This is a genomic window from Roseococcus suduntuyensis (genome assembly GCF_014196305.1).
GTDB classification, from domain to species: Bacteria; Pseudomonadota; Alphaproteobacteria; order Acetobacterales; family Acetobacteraceae; genus Roseococcus; species Roseococcus suduntuyensis.
Genome location: NZ_JACIDJ010000004.1, coordinates 126,642 through 142,457 on the forward strand (window position 1 = coordinate 126,642; position 15,816 = coordinate 142,457).

A 15,816-nucleotide genomic window follows, 5' to 3' on the forward strand; every position below is an offset into this window, starting at 1 on the left:
TCAGCGAAGACCCTCGGCGGAGGCGATCCTTCGCTGCAAGGCCACGCTGAAGCGGGCCAGGGCCGCGCCGTCCAGCACGGCGTGGTCCATCGCACCCCCCAGCAGCACGACATGGCGCGGCGGCCCGCCTTCGGGGCAGGGCCGCCGCGTGATGCCGCCCACCGCCACAGTGATGGTGAAGACATTGGGCGGGAAGGCGATGAAGGGAAAATCCAGACCCGGCCGTTGCAGGCTGGTCAACCCGATTGTCCCCTGCACGCGGCGCAGCAGATGCGGGTCCCGCGCGATGCGCCGCAGGATCAGCTTGCGGAGGAACTTCGGCAGGCGCCCCAGCATCCGCCGGCGCTTCACCTCCGCCGTGCTCGTCAGGTCGCCGCGGATGGCGGCGCGCAACTCGTCATGGATCTGCATCACGGTCTTGGTCTGGGCCGCGCGGATGGTCAGGCCCATGGGCAGGCGCGTGCCGTCCGGCTGCCTGCGGTCCACCACCGTCGCCACATCCGCGTCGCGGAAGGTGACCAGGCGGCTTCCATGCCGGAAGGTCAGCACCTCCGGGCACTCGGCCGCCGCATGGGCCAGCGCGTGCAGCAGGAAGGCGTGCAGCGAGACGGGCTGCCGGTCCTGGCGCCGGCGCGCGCGGATCAGCGCCAGCGCCTCGGTCAGGTCGGCCTCCATCGCGCCATGGCAAGTCAGCGGCCGCGCGAGCGAGAGCATGTCCAGCACCACGTCGCGCAGCTTCGGCCAGGGCTGGGTGGTGAAGTCGTCCGTCATGCGCCGCCCTCGCGGCGGGGCACGAACCAGCTGCGGCGGAAGTCGAAGCGCAGCAGGAAGCGCGTCTCCCCCTCCAGCTCCCGCCGCTCCACCACCTCGGCCCCGAAGCGGCGATAGATGGGAAGCGGGCGCGGCGCCGTGGTGCCATAGCCGATGACGAGACCCAGTGTTTGCAGATCCGCCGCGCAGCGCGCCCAGAAGCCCACCGTGCCCGCGAAGCTCCAGGCGCCGTCAATGAAGAACACCAGGATTTCCGCGCTGCCCGGCTCGTGCAGCGGCAGGGTGAAGCCGAAGCGCCCCGCCTGCTGGATACGGCCCGTGAGGTTCACCGCCATGCCGCGCCGCACCTGGCCCGCGGTATCCTCCTCCACATAGACGCGCTGCTCGGCATAGGGCACGGGCGAGGCAAGGCGCGCCCCCGCGTCATCCCACTGCCAGAGCCGCCGCAACAGCCCGTCGGGGCGGATGTCGCGGAAGGCGCGGTGGAAGGCGCGCTCGTATTCCGCCACGGCGGCCGCGTCTTCGGTGTCCAGGATGCGCCATTGGGCCGGCGCCTCTTCCGCACGCGCGCTCATGCCGGCGGCACCTCTCCGCGCGCCAGGGGCGCGCCCCCTCCGCGCGCCAGGGGCGCGACCTTCAGCCGGATGGGCCGGTCGGGCACCAGGGTGGTGCGGCCGAGCAGCCCCACCTCCCCCTCCTCCACCGGCAGCAGCCGTCGCGCGCCCACGATGCGCGCCAGCACCAGCGCCAGCTCCAGGTCCGCGAAGTGGTTCCCGATGCATTGGTGCCGCCCCCAGGCATAGGGCAGCAGCGCGCGCCGCGCCGCAGCGCCCTCGCCCAGGAAACGCTCGGGGCGGAACCGCGCGGCCTCCTCGAAGGCGGCCGGGTCGCGATGGATGGCGAGGATGGAGACCAGCACCGTCACCCCTTCGGGCACGGCGTGTCCGTCCAGCAGATCATCCTGCGCCGCCTCGCGCCCCATGTTGTAGACGGGCGGGTAGAGGCGCATGGCCTCCTCCACCGTGGCCGCGATGCGGGGCAGTTGCCGCAGGTCCGACAGGCCGGGCGGGCGGCCCAGCGCGCGTGCCTCCTCGCCCAGCGAAGCCGCCCATCCAGGGTGGCGCGCGAGCAGGTGGAACAGCCAGGTCAGCGCCGTCGCCGTCGTCTCGAAGCCCGCCACGAACAGCGTCTTGGTCTCGTTCACCAGCGCCGCGCGCGACAAATGGCCGCGCCCGGCCATGATGGCGGCCAGCATGTCATCCGGCGCGGCGCCGGGGTCAGCCAGGCGCGCGTCGATCACCGCGCCCACGAAATCATCCAGCGTGCGGCGCGTGCCCAGAAGGGCGCGGTGGAGCGGCGTCGGCACCCAGAGCGGCAGGCGCAGCAGCGACCAGTTGCGGCGCGAGAGATGCAGGAGGCTCTGCTGCACGGCTGCCGTGAACGCCGCCCCCCGCGCCTCGTCAATGTCGAGCGAGAGCAGCGCGCGGCCGATCACGCGGATGGCGATGCGCCGCGCCTCCGTCAGCGCGTCCAGCACCTCGCCCACCTGCCACCGCGCCAGCACCTCGTCCATCACGGCGTGGGTGGCCGCGGCCAGCGCGTGCAGCCGGTCGGGCCGGAAGGCGGGTTGCAGGGCGCGGCGCCGGGCGAGCCAGGGTTCGCCCTCGGTCGCCAGCAGGCCATCGCCGATGACGGTGCCGAGGTTGCGGTTCACCGCACCCCGCGGATAGCGGTCGGCCGCCGTCACCAGCACATGCCGCGCGAGGTCCGCCCGCCCCACCGCCACCACACGGCGCGGCCCCACCCGCCAGGCGGCGAGCCCACCATGCGCGGCCAGCGCGCGCACCGGAAAGAGGTGTGGCGCGGCGGCCATGGCGCTGAGATGCCCCAGCAGCGGCGTGCCGCCGGGCAGTTCGGGGATGGGCCGCGGGCTGTCGCGGCCCAGGTCAGGGTGCAATGCGAGCCCTCCTGGCGATCGCCTCAGAGTAGCATCGCCTTTCCTTACCAGCACCCTGAGATTGGCACGGCCGTCTTCACGTCGCGCCCGCGGCATGGGACGCTGCGCCAGGAAGAGGAACGTCATGCCCAGCATCACCGTGGACGATTACCCCATCGCCTATGCCGAGGCCGGCGAGGGCCCGCCCCTGCTGCTGGTGCACGGCACGCTGGGCGACCAGCGCAGCTTCTCGCCCCAGATGGAAGCCTTCGCCGCCGCCGGGTATCGCGTGATGGCGCTCAGCATGCGGCATTGCTGGCCGGGCCAGTGGGGGGAAGGCGGCGACTTCACCATTGACCGCCACGTGGCCGATGTGGCGGGCGTGATTGCGGCCCTCGGCGCGGGGCCGGTGGCGCTGCTGGGCCATTCGCGCGGCGGGCACATCGCCTTTCGCGTGGCCGAACGCCACCCGCACCTCGTCCGCAAGCTGCTCCTGGCCGAGCCGGGCGGCGAGCTGGACGAAAGCCTGGGTGGCGCGCCGCCCTCCGGCGCCCAGGGGGCCGCCTTCGCGCGGGCGGCCGCGATGATCGGCTCCGGCGATGTCGAGGGCGGCCTGACCCACGCCGCCGAAGCCACCGGCGGCCCCGGCGCCTGGGACCGCCGCCCGGAGGACCGCAAGCGCATCAGCCGCGACAATGCCCGCACCCTGCTGGGCCAGGTGGATGAGCGCCGCGCGCCCTATTCCCGCGCGGCGGCCGAGGCCATCCAGGCCCCCACCCTGCTGCTGGGCGGCGAGCAGAGCCAGCCGCAGTTCGGGCGCATCATGGACGCGCTGGAACGCGCCATTCCCCATGTGCGGCGCGTGACCATCGCCCGCGCCACCCATGGGCTGAACAACGACAACCCGGCCGATTTCAACGCGGCGGTGCTGTCCTTCCTCGCGGCATGACGCATTCCGCGACCGCGGATTGCGGTCCTCAGAGCTGCGTCCGACCGGATGATTTTATCCGGTCGGATATTGCTCTAGACAACCCCAGGCGCCGTCACGCGCCAGATGGTGTTGGTCAGGTCGTCCGCCATGATGAGTGCGCCGCGCGGGTCCACCGTGACGCCCACGGGCCTTCCGCGCGCATTGCCCTCGGCATCCAGGAAGCCCGAGATGAAGTCCATCGCATCGCCGGCCGGCCTTCCGTCGCGGAAGGGCACGAAAACCACCTTGTAGCCCGAGGGCGGCGTGCGGTTCCAACTGCCATGCATGCCGACGAAAACCCCCTCGGCGAAACTGGCGCCCATGGCGGGTGTCGAGAAATCCACGCCCAGCGCCGCCACATGCGCGCCCAGGCTGTAGTCGGGCGTCAGCGCGGCGGCCACGCGCTCCGGGTCCTGCGGGCGCACGCGCTCATCCACATGGTTGCCCCAGTAGCTGTAGGGCCAGCCGTAGAAGCCGCCCTCCCGCACCGAGGTCAGGTAGTCGGGCACCAGGTCGGGGCCGATCTCGTCGCGCTCATTCACCACCGCCCAGAGCTGGCCCGTATCGGGCTGGATGGTCAGCGCCGTGGGGTTCCGCAACCCGGTGGCATAGGGGCGATGCGCGCCGGTGGCGGCATCGATCTCCCAGACCATGGCGCGGTTCTCCTCGGCCGGCATCCCGCGCTCGGTGATGTTGCTGTTGGAGCCGATGCCGACATAGAGGGAGCGCCCATCGGCACTCGCGGTCAGCGCCTTGGTCCAGTGGTGGTTGATGGCCGATGGCAGCCGCGCCACCAGCCGCGGCGGGCCCGCGGCTTCCAGCGTGCCCTCGACATGGTTGAAGGCCACCAGCGCATCCTGGTTCGCCACGTAGATCGTGCCGTCCACGAGGGCCAGGCCATAGGGCGCGTTCAGCCCGTCCGCGTAGACGCGTCGCGTCTCATAGACGCCGTCGCCATCGGCGTCGCGCAGCAGCGTCAGCCGGTTGCCGCCCGAAACGCCGCTCCTGCCCCAGGACTTGATGATGCCCGCGATGAAGTCCTTCGGGCGCAGCACGGGGGCATTGCCGCCCGACCCCTCGGCCACCAGGATGTCGCCATTGGGCAGCAGCAGCGTCTGGCGCGGGATGCGCAGATCCGTCGCGATGGCGGTGATGGTGTAGCCTTCGGGCACCACCGGCATGTCATTGCCCCACCTGGCGGGGCGAGGAATGGTCATGTCCGGCAGCAGGCCGCGGCTGGGCTGGGGCAGACGGGGCGATTGGCCCATCTCCACCGCGCCCGGCTCCTCATTGCAGGCGGCGAGCGCCAGCGTGGCCACGCCGGTGGCGAAGGTGCGGCGCTTCATCGCACGTCTCCTCGTTCAAAGCGGGAATAGCCCATCCAGCTCGCCAGCAGGGCCAGCAGCACGGTCGCGATGGAAAGCCACAGCCCCTCCGGCATGGTGGCCCATGCGTCCTTGGCGTGGACCAGGGCGTTGACGAAGCCGAGCCCCCACATGACCAGCAGGGCCATGATGTAGAAGCCCTGCCAACGACGCTGCGGGCGCGGCAGCAGGAACAGCTCCACCACCGCCCAGGCCAGCGCGAAGCCGCCCATCACCAGCCCGCCGGCGATCAGCCAGGAGGCGAAGTTGGCCCATTGCTGGTGATAGTTGGCGCCAAAGGCCAGATCACTCAGCAGCGCGCCCAGGAAGAGCGGCAAGGGAAAGGCGAGCAGGATGGCGTGAAACGGATGCAGGGGTCTTGCGAACCCCGGCGTGGCAATGGCGACCATGGCGGTCTTCCTCATCCCGGGGCGGCCCAGGCCGGGCCACCTCAGGTAGAAGCGCGCCATGCGCCCCTTGGTTGCCGGTGCCTCAGACGTCGTAGCCGGGGTTCTTCCGGTCCAGCTGGCGCAGCAGCGCCGGCCACTCCATCACGCCATAGGGCCGGCGCGTCTGGGGCTGGAAGGCGAGCCAGGTCTTCTCCACCACCTCGGGCGAGACCCCCTGCATGGGCGAATTGCAGGCCATGGCGGCCAGCTGCGCCATGCAGCTCTTCTCCATGCGGTGCAGCCAGTTGAAGGCCTCGGCCACCGTGTTGCCGGTCACCAGCAGCCCGTGGTTGCGCAGCACCATGGTGTTGCCATCGCCCAGGTCGCGCACCAGCCGCTCCCGCTCGGAGAGGTCCAGCACCACGGAGTTGAAGTCGTGGTAGCGCACCTTGGCGAAGCGCATCGCCGTCTGGGTCAGCGGCAGCAGCCCGCATTCCAGCGAGGAAATCGCCATCCCCGGCCAGGTGTGGGTGTGGATGACGCAGGCCGCATCCTCGCGCGCCATATGGATGGCGGAATGGATGACGAAGCCCGCGCGGTTGATGCCGAAGTCGAAGTCGCCATAGTCCGGCTTGCCCAGCACATTGCCCTCGGCGTCGATCTTGATGAGCGAGCTGGCCGTGATCTCGTCATACATCATGCCGTAGGGGTTGATGAGGAAGTTGTGCCCCTCGCCCGGCACGCGGGTGGAGATGTGGTTCGCCCCCATGTCGTCCATGCCGTAGAGCGCCACCAGCCGATAGGCGGCGGCGGTGTCCACGCGGGCCTGCCATTCGGCCGGGGTCACCTTGTCGCGCATGGACGAGATGCGCAGTTCGCGGCGGGGATGGGTTTCGAGCATGTTCGTCTCCTCCTGGTTTGCGCCGAAATTGCGCCCCGCGCCCGCAAGGGTCAATCGCGCTGTCGGCGCGCCAGGCGCATGCGGCCGAAACGGCGGAACAGCCCGCGCTTGGCCAGGCTTTCGAAGGCCTCGCCCGGGCCCTCGGGGTCCAGCACCTCATTGTCCGCGAGCCAGGTCTCGACGGCGTTGAGGTCGGGCGTCTCATAGGGCACCAGGCTGCGCCCCGCGCCCCGCAGCGCCTCGATCGCGCCGATGAGCGAGCCGCCCTCCGCGATCCGCGCCGCCACCTCCTCCGGTGTCACGCCCAGATGTTCCGCCAGCAGCCCGTCGCGCACATCCGTGATGGCGGCGCGCGCGGCATCGTCGCGGCCTTCCAGCACCACGTCGCACTCCACATCGAGGCGCAGCGAGCGGTTGTTCATGTTGGAGGAACCCACGCGCAGCACCGCGTCATCCACCACCATCACCTTGGCGTGGACATAGATGTGCCGCCCGCCCGTGGTGACGGGGTGGTAGATGCGGAAACGCCCATGCGGGTCATGCCCGCGCAGCGCCTCGCGCAGCCGCGCGCGGGCGGTGTCCATCGCGATGGGCTCCAGCCAGCCCTGGGCGGTGTGCGGGTTCACCAGCACGATCTCGGGGCCGTCCGGCTCCGCGAGGCGCCGCGCCATGGCCTCGGCGATGCGGCGCGAGGCGAAATACTGGCTCTCGGCATAGATGTGCCGCCGCGCGCGCATGATGAGGTCCAGGTACAACGCCTCGATCTCATGGATGGCCGGCGCGTCGGGCATCTCGGGCCGCGTGCGCGCGATGCCGATCTCGACATCCTCGAATTGCGGCGCGAGCCATTCGGGCCAGAGATCGGCCTGGCCCTCCACCGGCGGCAATTCCTCCCCGCCCGCGATCTTCCAGCGTTCCCGCGCCAGCTCCGCCAGGGCGGCGGCGGCGGGGCCGGTCAGGGCCGTGGTCGCGTCATGCCAGGGCTTGTCGGGCGCGCCATTCGGGAGGATGCGACGCGGCTCGTCGTCGGCATGGTCGCGCGTGTCCCAGCGTTCGCCCGTCATGTCGATGCCGCCACAGAAGGCGATGGCGTCGTCCAGCACCAGGATCTTCTGGTGCTGCGAGCCGCCCACGGGGTGCGCGCCATCCAGCCGCGCGGTGATGCGCGGATGCGCCTTCCAGCGCAGCAGGGTGAAGAAGGTGGTGCCGCGGAACAGGGTGCGGATGGCGCCCAGGTCCCAGCGCAGGATGAAGACCTCAAGCTCCGGCCGCTGCCGCACCAGCCACAGGATGAAATCGGCGAGCCGGGGCGGCGCGCCCTCCGCCGCCTCGCCCGGCGTCAGCTCGATGCGCGCGTCGAAATCCCAGCCGATGAGCATGATGCGCCGCCGCGCCCGCAGCATCGCGTCGCGCGCCGCGCGGAAGTAATCGGCCGCGTCCACGACGACGGCCATGCGGTCGGCGCGGGCGGTGCGCCAGCAGGTCTGGCCTGGGCGAAGCAGGTCGTGGTTGCTCATTTCCCGCATTGGCGGGCGCGACGCCGCCAGGGTCAAGGCATGCGCGCGATTTGCCAACCTGCCGTGCGGGCGGCCGGCGCGCCCGCAGCCTGCGGTGGCTTGCCGCCCGGCCGGCGCCAGGGCTATGCCTCTCCACATTCCCCAGACAGAGATCGAGGTGCGCCCGATGGCGAAGACCATGTTCACGCCGGCCGGCCCCGTCCACCTGCATTTGCACGACCTGCCCGCGGGGCTCGACCTCGGGCCGGTGGTGGCGGTGGACACGGAGGCGATGGGCCTGGATGCGCGGCGCGACCGGCTGTGCCTGGTGCAGCTTTCCTCCGGCGATGGCGCGGCGCACCTGGTGCAGCTCATCCCCGAGAGCCTGGGCGGGCATGGCTACAAGGCGCCGAATCTGGCCGCGCTGATGAGTGACCCCGCGACGGTGAAGCTGTTCCACTTCGCCCGCTTCGACGTGGGGCTGCTGCACCACGCGCTGGGCGTGGAGATCCGCCCCGTGCGCTGCACCAAGATCGCCTCCAAGCTGATCCGCACCTACACCGACCGGCACGGGCTTAAGGACCTGCTGCGCGAATTGCTGGGCGTGGAGATCAGCAAGCAGCAGCAGACCAGCGACTGGGGCGCGCTCGAACTCACGCCCGAGCAATGCGCCTATGCGGCCAGCGACGTGCTGCACCTGCACGCGCTCTGGGCGAAGCTGGAGGCGTTGCTCAAGCGCGAAGGCAGGCTGGAACTGGCCCAGGCCTGCTATGATTTCCTGCCGACGCGCGGGAAGCTCGATTTGCTGGGGTATGAGGAGCCGGACCTGTTCCATCACTGACACGCGATCGCCGCAGGGCGCAGCCCGGAGGCGTGAATCGCGTGTTTCATCACTGACACGCGATCGCCGCAGGGCGCAGCCCGGAGGCGTGAATCGCGTGTCCCGTTCCAGCAGGCCCGGCGCCGGGGTCAGCCGGGGTCTATCCACCCCACATGCCCATCGGCACGGCGATAGACCACGTTGATCGTGCGGCTCACGCTGTTGCGGAACACCACCACCGGCGCGCCGGAGAGATCAAGCCGCATGGTCGCCTCGCCCACCGAGAGCACATGCAGCTCGCCCAGCGGCTCGGCCACCACGGCGGGGTGGTCGGCATTGGTGATGGCCTCACCCTCCTCGGCGTCCTCGTCATGCGTGACGACATACTCGCGCAGCACCTCGGACGTCTCGCGCTCGGCCGCCTGGCCGCGGGCGTGCTCATTGGCGCGGCGGCGGTAGCGGCGCAGGCGCTTGGCCACATGCTCGGCCGCCTCGTCGAAGGCGCGCTGCGCGTCAGGCCCCTGCCCCTCGCCGCGCAGGCTCAGCCCGCGCCCGGCATGGAGGTTGATGTCGCAGGCGAAATGCCCGCCATTGCTGCCCTTGGCCCCCTTGTGGAAGGTGACGCGCGCTTCCAGCGCGTGGTCGAAATACTTGCCCGTGATCGCTTCCAGTCCGTCGGCCACATGGACGCGCAGCGCGTCCGATGTCTCGACCTGCTTGCCAGCGACGGTGATGTGCATGGGCTACCTTTCCTCTGTCCAGCCGTCATCCGGCCAGCAGGGAGGTCGCCCTTCAGGCCGTGACGGCCTTTTCGCGCTTGCGCTGCACCGATGAGGGGATGCGCATCGCTTCCCGGTATTTGGCCACGGTTCGACGCGCGATGTCCACGCCTTCTTCACGTAGACGCAACACGATTGCATCATCCGAAAGAATGGCGCAGGGCGGCTCCGCGTTGATCATTCCGCGAATGCGATGACGCACCGCCTCTGCACTCACGCTTTCTCCGCCCGCGGTGCCCGCGATGGCGGTGGTAAAGAAATACTTAAGCTCCAACGTGCCACGCGGCGTGGCGAGATACTTGTTGGCGGTGACGCGGCTGACGGTGCTTTCGTGCATCTCCACCGCCTCCGCCACGTCGCGCAGGATCAAGGGGCGCAGGTGCTCCACGCCATGGCGGAAGAAGGCGTCCTGCCGGCGGATGATCTCGCTGGCCACCTTCAGGATGGTGTTGGCCCGCTGCTCCAGGCTCTTCACCAGCCAGTTCGCGGATTGCAGTTGCTCGGCCAGGAAGGTCTTCTGCTCGCGGTCGCGCAGGTTCACCACGGCGCGGGCCGCGAAGCCGCGGTTGACCAGCACGCGCGGCAGTGTCTCGGGGTTGAGGTCCAGCACCCAGCCGCCCTCGGGCGAGGGGCGCATCAGCACGTCGGGCTGGATGGTCTGCAAGGGCGCGTCATCGGCGCCGGCGCCGGGCTTGGGGTCGAGGCGCTTCAACTCGGCCACCATCTCGGCCAGGTCCTCGGCATCCACGCCGCAGGCCTCCATCAGGCCGCGCATGTCGCGCCGGGCCAGCAGGCGCAGGTGGTCCAGCAGGCGGGCCATGTAGGGGTCGTAGCGGCCCCGGTCCTCCAGCTGCACCTGCAGGCATTCGCGCAGGTCGCGGCAGAACATGCCCACGGGTTCGAAGCGCTGCATGGCGCGGCGCACGCGCTCGACCACCGCGACATCGCAGCCCAGCCGCGCGGCCATGGCGTCGGCGTCCAGCGTCAGGCGGCCGCTGGGCTCCACCATCGCGAGAAGGGCCGCGCCGATCAGCCGCTCCTGCCCCTCGGGCAGGTTGAGGCGCAGCTGCTCCGCGAGCCGTTCGCGCAGGTTGGGGCCGGCGCCGGCCATCTCCTCGATGCCCGAGAGATCATCGCTGAAATCGGCACGGCCGCCCGCACCCACCGGCCCGAAATCCGGCGTGTGCGCCTCGCCCGCATCCACCACGTTGGAGTAGTCGGCGTCGAGCGCCTGTTCGGGGAAGGTGTCGGCGCTGGCGGCCGCGGCGGCGTCGGGCGGCGGCGCCTCGGCGGCCACGGCCACGCTGCGGGCCTCGTCGCGTTCCAGCAGCGGGTTGCGCTCCAGCTCCTCCTCGACGAAGGCCATCACCTCCATGTTGGAGGATTGCAGCAGCTTGATCGCCTGCCGCAGCTGCGGCGTCATCACCAGCGATTGCGACTGCCGCAGGTCGAGGCGCGGGCCGAGCATGGACGCCATCAGCCGCGCTCAGTCGCGGGGGCGGCGGGCCCTGGCACCGCCGCCATCAAAGGCTGAATTTTTCGCCCAGATAGACGCGCCGCACGCCTTCATGGGCGACGATCTCCTGCGGGCGGCCCTCCATCAGCACCTGGCCGTCATGCATGATGTAGGCGCGGTCGATGATCTCCAGCGTCTCACGCACATTGTGGTCGGTGATGAGCACGCCGATGCCGCGGTTCTTCAGGTGCTTCACCAGGTCGCGGATTTCGCCGACGGCGATGGGGTCGATGCCCGCCAACGGTTCGTCCAGCAGGATATAGGCGGGGTGGGTGGCCAGCGCGCGCGCGATCTCGCAGCGCCGCCGCTCCCCGCCCGACAGCGCCAGCGAAGGCGCGCGGCGCAGATGCGCGATGCCGAATTCGTTGAGCAGGCTGTCCAGCATCTGCTCGCGCCGGTCGCGCTTGGGTTCCACCACTTCCAGCGCGGCGCGGATGTTGTCCTCGACGGAGAGGCCCCGGAAGATCGAGGCCTCCTGCGGCAGGTAGCCAAGGCCCAGCCGCGCGCGGCGATACATGGGCAGGTGGGTGACGTCGGCCCCGTCCATGGTGACGCTGCCCTCGTCGGGACGCACCAGGCCCGTGATCATGTAGAAGGTGGTGGTCTTGCCCGCGCCATTGGGGCCGAGCAGCCCCACTGCCTCGCCACGCTTCAGGTGCAGCGAGACCTGCCGCACCACGGGCCGCTTCTTGTAGCGCTTGCCCAGCCCAGTCGCGACCAGCCCGCCCGAGCCCTCGACGGCGGTCAGCGCCGGCGCGGCGGGGCGCGGCGCGGGGGTGCCGCGGATGACGGCGGGGGCGGCCGGCGGCGGGGTTTCGGCGGCGCGCATCCGCGCGGTGGGCGCGGCGGGCGGGGCCGGCGCGGGCTTGCTGGCCGGGACCACGGCGGCCGGCGGCACGGGCGCAGCCGGTCGGACCGGCGCGGCGGGCGGAACCGGCGCGGGCTTGGGTGGCGCAGCCTCGGCGACTGGGGGCGGGCTCACGGGCTGGGGCCCGGGTGGCGCAGGCCGCGCCGCGTCCGACGTGGCCGGCTTGGGCGGCGGAGGCGTGGACGCGACAGCGGCCGCGAGGGGTGGCGCCACGGAAGGCGCCGCCGGTGCGGAGGATGCGCCCGCGGGCAGCCCGGATTGTGTCCCGGCGGGCAGTGTGTTTGGCGTCACGGGCGCGGCCGCGGGCGCGGGGGGCGCGGCCGGCTGCCCCACGCTCACCTCCGGCGGCGTGGCGACGGCCACCAGCAGCCCCGCCAGGGTCGTGCTCCGGCCCGGCGTGGTGAAGGCGGGCGCGGGCGAAGGCACCGTGTTCGGCGCGGCGGCGGGCGCCCGACCTTCCGGTGGGTTCTCCTTCCCCCCGCTCACGGCCGCGTGCCCTGTCCGGGCAGGGTGGATTCCCGCGCGCCGGGCGCCACCACGCCCTGCACGCGCTGGCCGCCCTGGCCCACCAGGCGCGAGACGCCGGTGTTGAGGTTCACCAGCGCCTCCTGCCCGTTGATCTGGTTCTGCCCGCGCGTGATGCGGACATTGCCCAGCAGCCGCGCCTGGCCCGTCTCGGCCGAATAGACGCCGCGGTCACCCCGCACCACCTCCTCGGCGCTGCGGATCTCGACATTCCCGAACAGCTCCACCCGGTCGAGCCGCCCCTGGCCGGGCGGGGGCGCGGCGGCGCCCTGGGTGCCCGGGCGCGGCGCGGTGCGGGCGGCCGCGGCCTGCGGGTTGTTGGCGTCCTCCAGCAGATAGGCCACCAGCACGTCGGCGGTGATGCGCCGCCCGTCCTCGGTGACGACCAGCGCATTGCCCCGCGCCACGGCCATGCGGCGCTGCGTCCAGTATTCCAGGCTGTCGCGCGCGGTGATGGCCTGCTGCGGCGTGGTCAGGCTGATGTTGCGGCCGGAGAGCACGAGCACCGACTGGTCCATGTCATAGACCGCGCGGTCGCCGGTCGCGACGTCGGTCGCGGTGGAGATGCGGACATTGCCCTCCGCCTCCAGCCGCCAGATCTCGTTGCTGCCGCCCAGCGCCTCGCTGCGCGGGCCATTGGCGGGGGCCGGGGCCGCGCCGGGCTGGGGCCGGTAGCGCGCCAGCAGCCGGGCGGCGTCCACCGCGGTGCCCGCGCGCTCGGCCCGGGCGCCGCCGCGCGCCACCACCACCTGCTCGGCCTGGCGCCACTCGATGCCGTCATTGGCCGTGATGTCCACGGGCCCGCCCTGGCTGAGGTCTATGGTCTGCGCCAGCGCGGGACCGGTCAGCAGCAATGGCCCGAGGATGGCGAGGGTGCGGATCATTCCCGCGCCTCCAGCACCGCATGGGCGCGTCCGGTGAAGATGACGACGGCGCCGCGATCGGTCATTTCAAAGCCTTCCGAATGGATGGTGCCGAAGGGGCCCTGGGCCCGGGTGGGGCTCTGGCCGCTGGCCGCGCCCTCGGTCACGCGCACGGCGGCGCGCTGGGTGCGGAACATCATCCCGTTGTCGTGAAAGACGGTCACCTCGCCCTCCAGGTCCAGCAGGCTGCCGGCGCGATCGTAGCGGCCGTCCCGGCTTTCGAGATAGACCCAGCCGCCATCGGTCAGCAGGATGTCGGCCTTGGGCTGGTCCAGCACCACGATCTCCTGCCCCTCGGGACGCCCATCCTCGCCGCGCGCCACCCGGCCGCCGGCGGCGCTGACGGTGTAGGGGCGGCTCACCTCGTCCACGCCCTGGTAGCGGGGGGCGACCATCTGCAGGGCCTCGGGCTCCGGCCCCGGGGCGCGGCGGAAGGAGAGGCGGGCGTCGCGCCCGTCAATGTCCGGCCAGAACAGGATGAGGGAGAACAGCCCCGCCGCCAGCAGCGGCAGGCTCAGCTTGGCCAGCCGCACCGTCCAGCGCCGCCGCGCGAGCGCGCGCCTGGTGGGCGCCACGCGGGCGCGCGAGGGGATGAGGCCACGCTCGCGGTCGCTGGGCAGCACCGCGAAGTCCTGGCGCACCGGGCGGTTCGCGTTCACCGGGTCGGCCATGGCGCCCCCCCTTTCCCGACACGCGCGCGGCCCCACGCGAGCGCCACGGGGGCGCGGGCGGGCCAGGGCGCGGCGGGGCGTGGACGCAAGCTGGACACGGGCCTTGTATGGGGGCCGGCCCGCGCCGGGGTCAAGGCAAGGATCATGCCAGAGATGTGGCGGCCTGTTGCGAAAGGTGTCAGACCCGCTCGGACACCTTGATCGCCACCTTGCAGCCCAGCTTGATCGCGGCCGAGAGCACCCGGTAGCCGGGCGTCAGTTCCGCCTCGTTGGCGAGGCCGATGTCGCGGTGCTCCAGCTCCTCCGCGCGGAAGCGGGCGATGTCCTCGCGCAGCTTCGCCTCGTCGGGGCCGAGCTTGGCTTCCTGTTCCTGGTAGTGCTCGTCGATCGCCTCCTCGACGGCGACGGTGCAGGCCATGGCCGCCCGCGCGCCCATGGCGGCCGTGGCGGCGCCAAGCGCGAATCCGGCCACATGCCAGAAGGGCAGCAGGGCGGTGGGGCGCACCCGCCGCTCCGCGATCAGGCGGGAGAAGGTGTCGAGATGCTCCTGCTCCTGCTCCTGCATGTGGCGGATGGTGGGCTCGTGCTTCGTGCCGCGCAGCACCGCGAGCTGGCCCTGGTAGATCCGCTTCGCGCCATATTCCCCAGCATGGTCCACGCGGATGACCTGCTCCAGGTAGCGGCGGGGGGTGGTGCTCATCGGCGGCGGTTCCTCTCGGCGATGACGAGGGCGAGCCCCGCCAGGGAAAGACCATAGATCAGGTTCAAAGCGGCCATGGAAAGGGGGACGCCCGGAATGAGCCACACCGGCTCGTCGCAGGGCTTGGTGGGGGCGGCGGCAAGGCTCGCCATCATCTGGTCCAGCGTCATGGCGCCGCCGGCCGTGGGGGCCGCGCAGCCCGGCAGGGGCGAGGGCCACCAGCCGAACTCCACCCCCACATGGAAGCCCGCGATGCCGGCCGAGACCAGCGCGGCCGCGCCCGCGGCCCACAGCAGCTTGCGCCGCGCCACGAAATGCGCGGCCAGCGCCAGCGCCGCCGCCGCCCAGTAGGGCCAGCGCTGCCACAGGCACAGCTCGCAGGGGACGAGTTCGAACCAGGTCTCGCTGCCGCGCGCGAAAAGCGGCGCGGCGGCGGCCAGAAGGGCGACGAGAAGGGCACCGGACATGTGGCGGCATGTGCCCTGCGTCCGCCCCTTCCGCAATGCCCGGCGGCCACGTTACGCTTCCCGCACCAAAGGGAGGCCATTGTCCATGCTGCGTATCTGGGGCCGCACGAGCTCGTCCAACGTCATGAAGCTGCTCTGGCTCTGCGAGGAGCTGGGCATACCCTATGAGCGGGTGGATGCCGGCGGCGCCTTCGGCCGCACGCGGGACGCGGACTACCTGGCCATGAACCCCAATGCCCGCGTGCCCACCCTCGAGGAGCCGGACGGCTTCGCCCTGTGGGAGAGCAACACCATCTGCCGCTACCTGGTGGCCACCCGCGCGCCCGGCCATGCCCTGCACCCCACCGAGCCCCGGGCCCGGGCGCGGACGGAACGCTGGATGGACTGGCAGCTCGGCCATCTCAACGCGCCCATGACCGTGATCTTCTTCACCTATGTCCGCACGCCCGAGGAAAAGCGCGACATGGTGGCCACCGCCGCCGCCCGGAACGAGGCCGAGGCGCTGTGGGACATGGTGGAAAACGCGCTGGGCGACGACCCCTATCTGGGCGGGGCGGAGCCGAGCCTGGCCGACATCGCGCTCGGCCCCTACCTGCACCGATGGCTGAACCTGCCGATCACGCGCAAGGCGCAGCCCCGCATCGAGGCCTGGTATGCGCGGCTGAAGCAGCGCCCGGGCTTCGCCACACACATCGCCGTGCCGATGAGCTGAAAGGGAGC

Annotated in this window: 17 protein-coding genes; 3 read left to right on the top strand and 14 right to left on the bottom strand. The window is 71.6% G+C overall.

What is annotated here, in order from left to right:
- The 3 genes from GGQ83_RS12725 to GGQ83_RS12735 are packed head-to-tail and all read right to left on the bottom strand — an operon-like array spanning window position 1 to window position 2,728.
- The gene (locus GGQ83_RS12725) at window positions 1-771 is read right to left on the bottom strand and encodes a 2-oxo acid dehydrogenase subunit E2 (RefSeq protein ID WP_184384579.1); all 771 of its coding nucleotides are present in this window, start codon (window positions 769-771) and stop codon (window positions 1-3) included.
- Window positions 768-1,346, bottom strand: coding sequence for a hypothetical protein (locus GGQ83_RS12730; protein WP_184384581.1), 579 nt, complete (start codon window positions 1,344-1,346; stop codon window positions 768-770). The genes GGQ83_RS12725 and GGQ83_RS12730 overlap by 4 nt, the downstream gene beginning before the upstream one ends.
- Entirely contained in the window at window positions 1,343-2,728 is a 1,386-nt protein-coding gene (locus GGQ83_RS12735) for a cytochrome P450 (RefSeq protein ID WP_184384583.1), read from the bottom strand. Before GGQ83_RS12735 ends, GGQ83_RS12730 begins: the two co-directional genes overlap by 4 nt.
- Window positions 2,729-2,852: 124 nt before the next feature.
- Here GGQ83_RS12735 and GGQ83_RS12740 point away from each other — a divergent pair, with 124 nt between their 5' ends.
- Window positions 2,853-3,656 (top strand): alpha/beta fold hydrolase, encoded by an 804-nt coding sequence (locus tag GGQ83_RS12740; protein WP_184384585.1) that lies wholly within the window; start codon window positions 2,853-2,855, stop codon window positions 3,654-3,656.
- Window positions 3,657-3,730: 74 nt separating this feature from the next.
- Here the strand turns inward: GGQ83_RS12740 and GGQ83_RS12745 are convergent, their stop codons facing one another.
- From GGQ83_RS12745 to GGQ83_RS12760, 4 genes are all read right to left on the bottom strand, one after another.
- Window positions 3,731-5,023: a PQQ-dependent sugar dehydrogenase gene (locus GGQ83_RS12745; RefSeq protein ID WP_184384587.1), complete on the bottom strand. Its 1,293-nt coding sequence runs from the start codon at window positions 5,021-5,023 to the stop codon at window positions 3,731-3,733.
- On the bottom strand, window positions 5,020-5,451 hold the full coding sequence (locus GGQ83_RS12750; protein ID WP_184384589.1) for a DUF2231 domain-containing protein: 432 nt from the start codon (window positions 5,449-5,451) through the stop codon (window positions 5,020-5,022). The genes GGQ83_RS12745 and GGQ83_RS12750 overlap by 4 nt, the downstream gene beginning before the upstream one ends.
- Window positions 5,452-5,533: 82 nt before the next feature.
- Window positions 5,534-6,331, bottom strand: coding sequence for a class II aldolase/adducin family protein (locus GGQ83_RS12755; protein WP_242535143.1), 798 nt, complete (start codon window positions 6,329-6,331; stop codon window positions 5,534-5,536).
- Between the two features lie 50 nt (window positions 6,332-6,381).
- Window positions 6,382-7,848 carry a phospholipase D-like domain-containing protein gene (locus GGQ83_RS12760; protein ID WP_184384590.1) on the bottom strand — a complete coding sequence of 489 codons (1,467 nt, stop codon included), beginning with the start codon at window positions 7,846-7,848 and terminating at the stop codon, window positions 6,382-6,384.
- A gap of 166 nt (window positions 7,849-8,014) precedes the next feature.
- Between GGQ83_RS12760 and GGQ83_RS12765 the strand changes: the two genes are divergently transcribed.
- Window positions 8,015-8,668 carry a ribonuclease D gene (locus GGQ83_RS12765; RefSeq protein ID WP_184384592.1) on the top strand — a complete coding sequence of 218 codons (654 nt, stop codon included), beginning with the start codon at window positions 8,015-8,017 and terminating at the stop codon, window positions 8,666-8,668.
- Window positions 8,669-8,796: 128 nt separating this feature from the next.
- On the opposite strand, the gene hpf is transcribed toward GGQ83_RS12765, so the two are convergent.
- The 7 genes from hpf to GGQ83_RS12800 all read right to left on the bottom strand — a co-directional run bounded on the left by hpf (window position 8,797) and on the right by GGQ83_RS12800 (window position 15,096).
- A complete protein-coding gene (gene hpf, locus GGQ83_RS12770; protein ID WP_184384594.1) occupies window positions 8,797-9,387 on the bottom strand; it encodes a ribosome hibernation-promoting factor, HPF/YfiA family in 591 nt (196 codons plus the stop codon).
- Window positions 9,388-9,439: 52 nt separating this feature from the next.
- Entirely contained in the window at window positions 9,440-10,903 is a 1,464-nt protein-coding gene (gene rpoN, locus GGQ83_RS12775) for an RNA polymerase factor sigma-54 (protein ID WP_184384596.1), read from the bottom strand.
- A gap of 46 nt (window positions 10,904-10,949) precedes the next feature.
- Window positions 10,950-11,771: an LPS export ABC transporter ATP-binding protein gene (lptB, locus tag GGQ83_RS12780; RefSeq protein ID WP_242535157.1), complete on the bottom strand. Its 822-nt coding sequence runs from the start codon at window positions 11,769-11,771 to the stop codon at window positions 10,950-10,952.
- Window positions 11,772-12,292: 521 nt separating this feature from the next.
- A complete protein-coding gene (locus tag GGQ83_RS12785; RefSeq protein WP_184384598.1) occupies window positions 12,293-13,219 on the bottom strand; it encodes an LptA/OstA family protein in 927 nt (308 codons plus the stop codon).
- Window positions 13,216-13,929: an LPS export ABC transporter periplasmic protein LptC gene (lptC, locus tag GGQ83_RS12790; RefSeq protein ID WP_184384600.1), complete on the bottom strand. Its 714-nt coding sequence runs from the start codon at window positions 13,927-13,929 to the stop codon at window positions 13,216-13,218. Before lptC ends, GGQ83_RS12785 begins: the two co-directional genes overlap by 4 nt.
- A gap of 178 nt (window positions 13,930-14,107) precedes the next feature.
- A complete protein-coding gene (locus tag GGQ83_RS12795) occupies window positions 14,108-14,629 on the bottom strand; it encodes a demethoxyubiquinone hydroxylase family protein (protein WP_184384602.1) in 522 nt (173 codons plus the stop codon).
- A complete protein-coding gene (locus GGQ83_RS12800) occupies window positions 14,626-15,096 on the bottom strand; it encodes a disulfide bond formation protein B (RefSeq protein WP_184384604.1) in 471 nt (156 codons plus the stop codon). The genes GGQ83_RS12795 and GGQ83_RS12800 overlap by 4 nt, the downstream gene beginning before the upstream one ends.
- Window positions 15,097-15,181: 85 nt before the next feature.
- Between GGQ83_RS12800 and GGQ83_RS12805 the strand changes: the two genes are divergently transcribed.
- Window positions 15,182-15,808 (top strand): glutathione S-transferase family protein, encoded by a 627-nt coding sequence (locus GGQ83_RS12805; RefSeq protein WP_184384606.1) that lies wholly within the window; start codon window positions 15,182-15,184, stop codon window positions 15,806-15,808.
- The last annotated feature ends 8 nt before the right edge of the window (window positions 15,809-15,816 follow it).

Coding starts and splice junctions, on each gene's coding strand:
- lptB (WP_242535157.1), bottom strand. CDS start 11,771: ATGCGCGCCGCCGAAACCCCGCCGCCGGCCGCCCCCGCCGTCATCCGC.
- GGQ83_RS12750 (WP_184384589.1), bottom strand. CDS start 5,451: ATGGTCGCCATTGCCACGCCGGGGTTCGCAAGACCCCTGCATCCGTTT.
- GGQ83_RS12745 (WP_184384587.1), bottom strand. CDS start 5,023: ATGAAGCGCCGCACCTTCGCCACCGGCGTGGCCACGCTGGCGCTCGCC.
- GGQ83_RS12740 (WP_184384585.1), top strand. CDS start 2,853: ATGCCCAGCATCACCGTGGACGATTACCCCATCGCCTATGCCGAGGCC.
- GGQ83_RS12805 (WP_184384606.1), top strand. CDS start 15,182: ATGCTGCGTATCTGGGGCCGCACGAGCTCGTCCAACGTCATGAAGCTG.
- GGQ83_RS12725 (WP_184384579.1), bottom strand. CDS start 771: ATGACGGACGACTTCACCACCCAGCCCTGGCCGAAGCTGCGCGACGTG.
- GGQ83_RS12755 (WP_242535143.1), bottom strand. CDS start 6,331: ATGCTCGAAACCCATCCCCGCCGCGAACTGCGCATCTCGTCCATGCGC.
- GGQ83_RS12795 (WP_184384602.1), bottom strand. CDS start 14,629: ATGAGCACCACCCCCCGCCGCTACCTGGAGCAGGTCATCCGCGTGGAC.
- GGQ83_RS12785 (WP_184384598.1), bottom strand. CDS start 13,219: ATGATCCGCACCCTCGCCATCCTCGGGCCATTGCTGCTGACCGGTCCC.
- lptC (WP_184384600.1), bottom strand. CDS start 13,929: ATGGCCGACCCGGTGAACGCGAACCGCCCGGTGCGCCAGGACTTCGCG.
- hpf (WP_184384594.1), bottom strand. CDS start 9,387: ATGCACATCACCGTCGCTGGCAAGCAGGTCGAGACATCGGACGCGCTG.
- GGQ83_RS12765 (WP_184384592.1), top strand. CDS start 8,015: ATGGCGAAGACCATGTTCACGCCGGCCGGCCCCGTCCACCTGCATTTG.
- rpoN (WP_184384596.1), bottom strand. CDS start 10,903: ATGGCGTCCATGCTCGGCCCGCGCCTCGACCTGCGGCAGTCGCAATCG.
- GGQ83_RS12730 (WP_184384581.1), bottom strand. CDS start 1,346: ATGAGCGCGCGTGCGGAAGAGGCGCCGGCCCAATGGCGCATCCTGGAC.
- GGQ83_RS12800 (WP_184384604.1), bottom strand. CDS start 15,096: ATGTCCGGTGCCCTTCTCGTCGCCCTTCTGGCCGCCGCCGCGCCGCTT.
- GGQ83_RS12760 (WP_184384590.1), bottom strand. CDS start 7,848: ATGAGCAACCACGACCTGCTTCGCCCAGGCCAGACCTGCTGGCGCACC.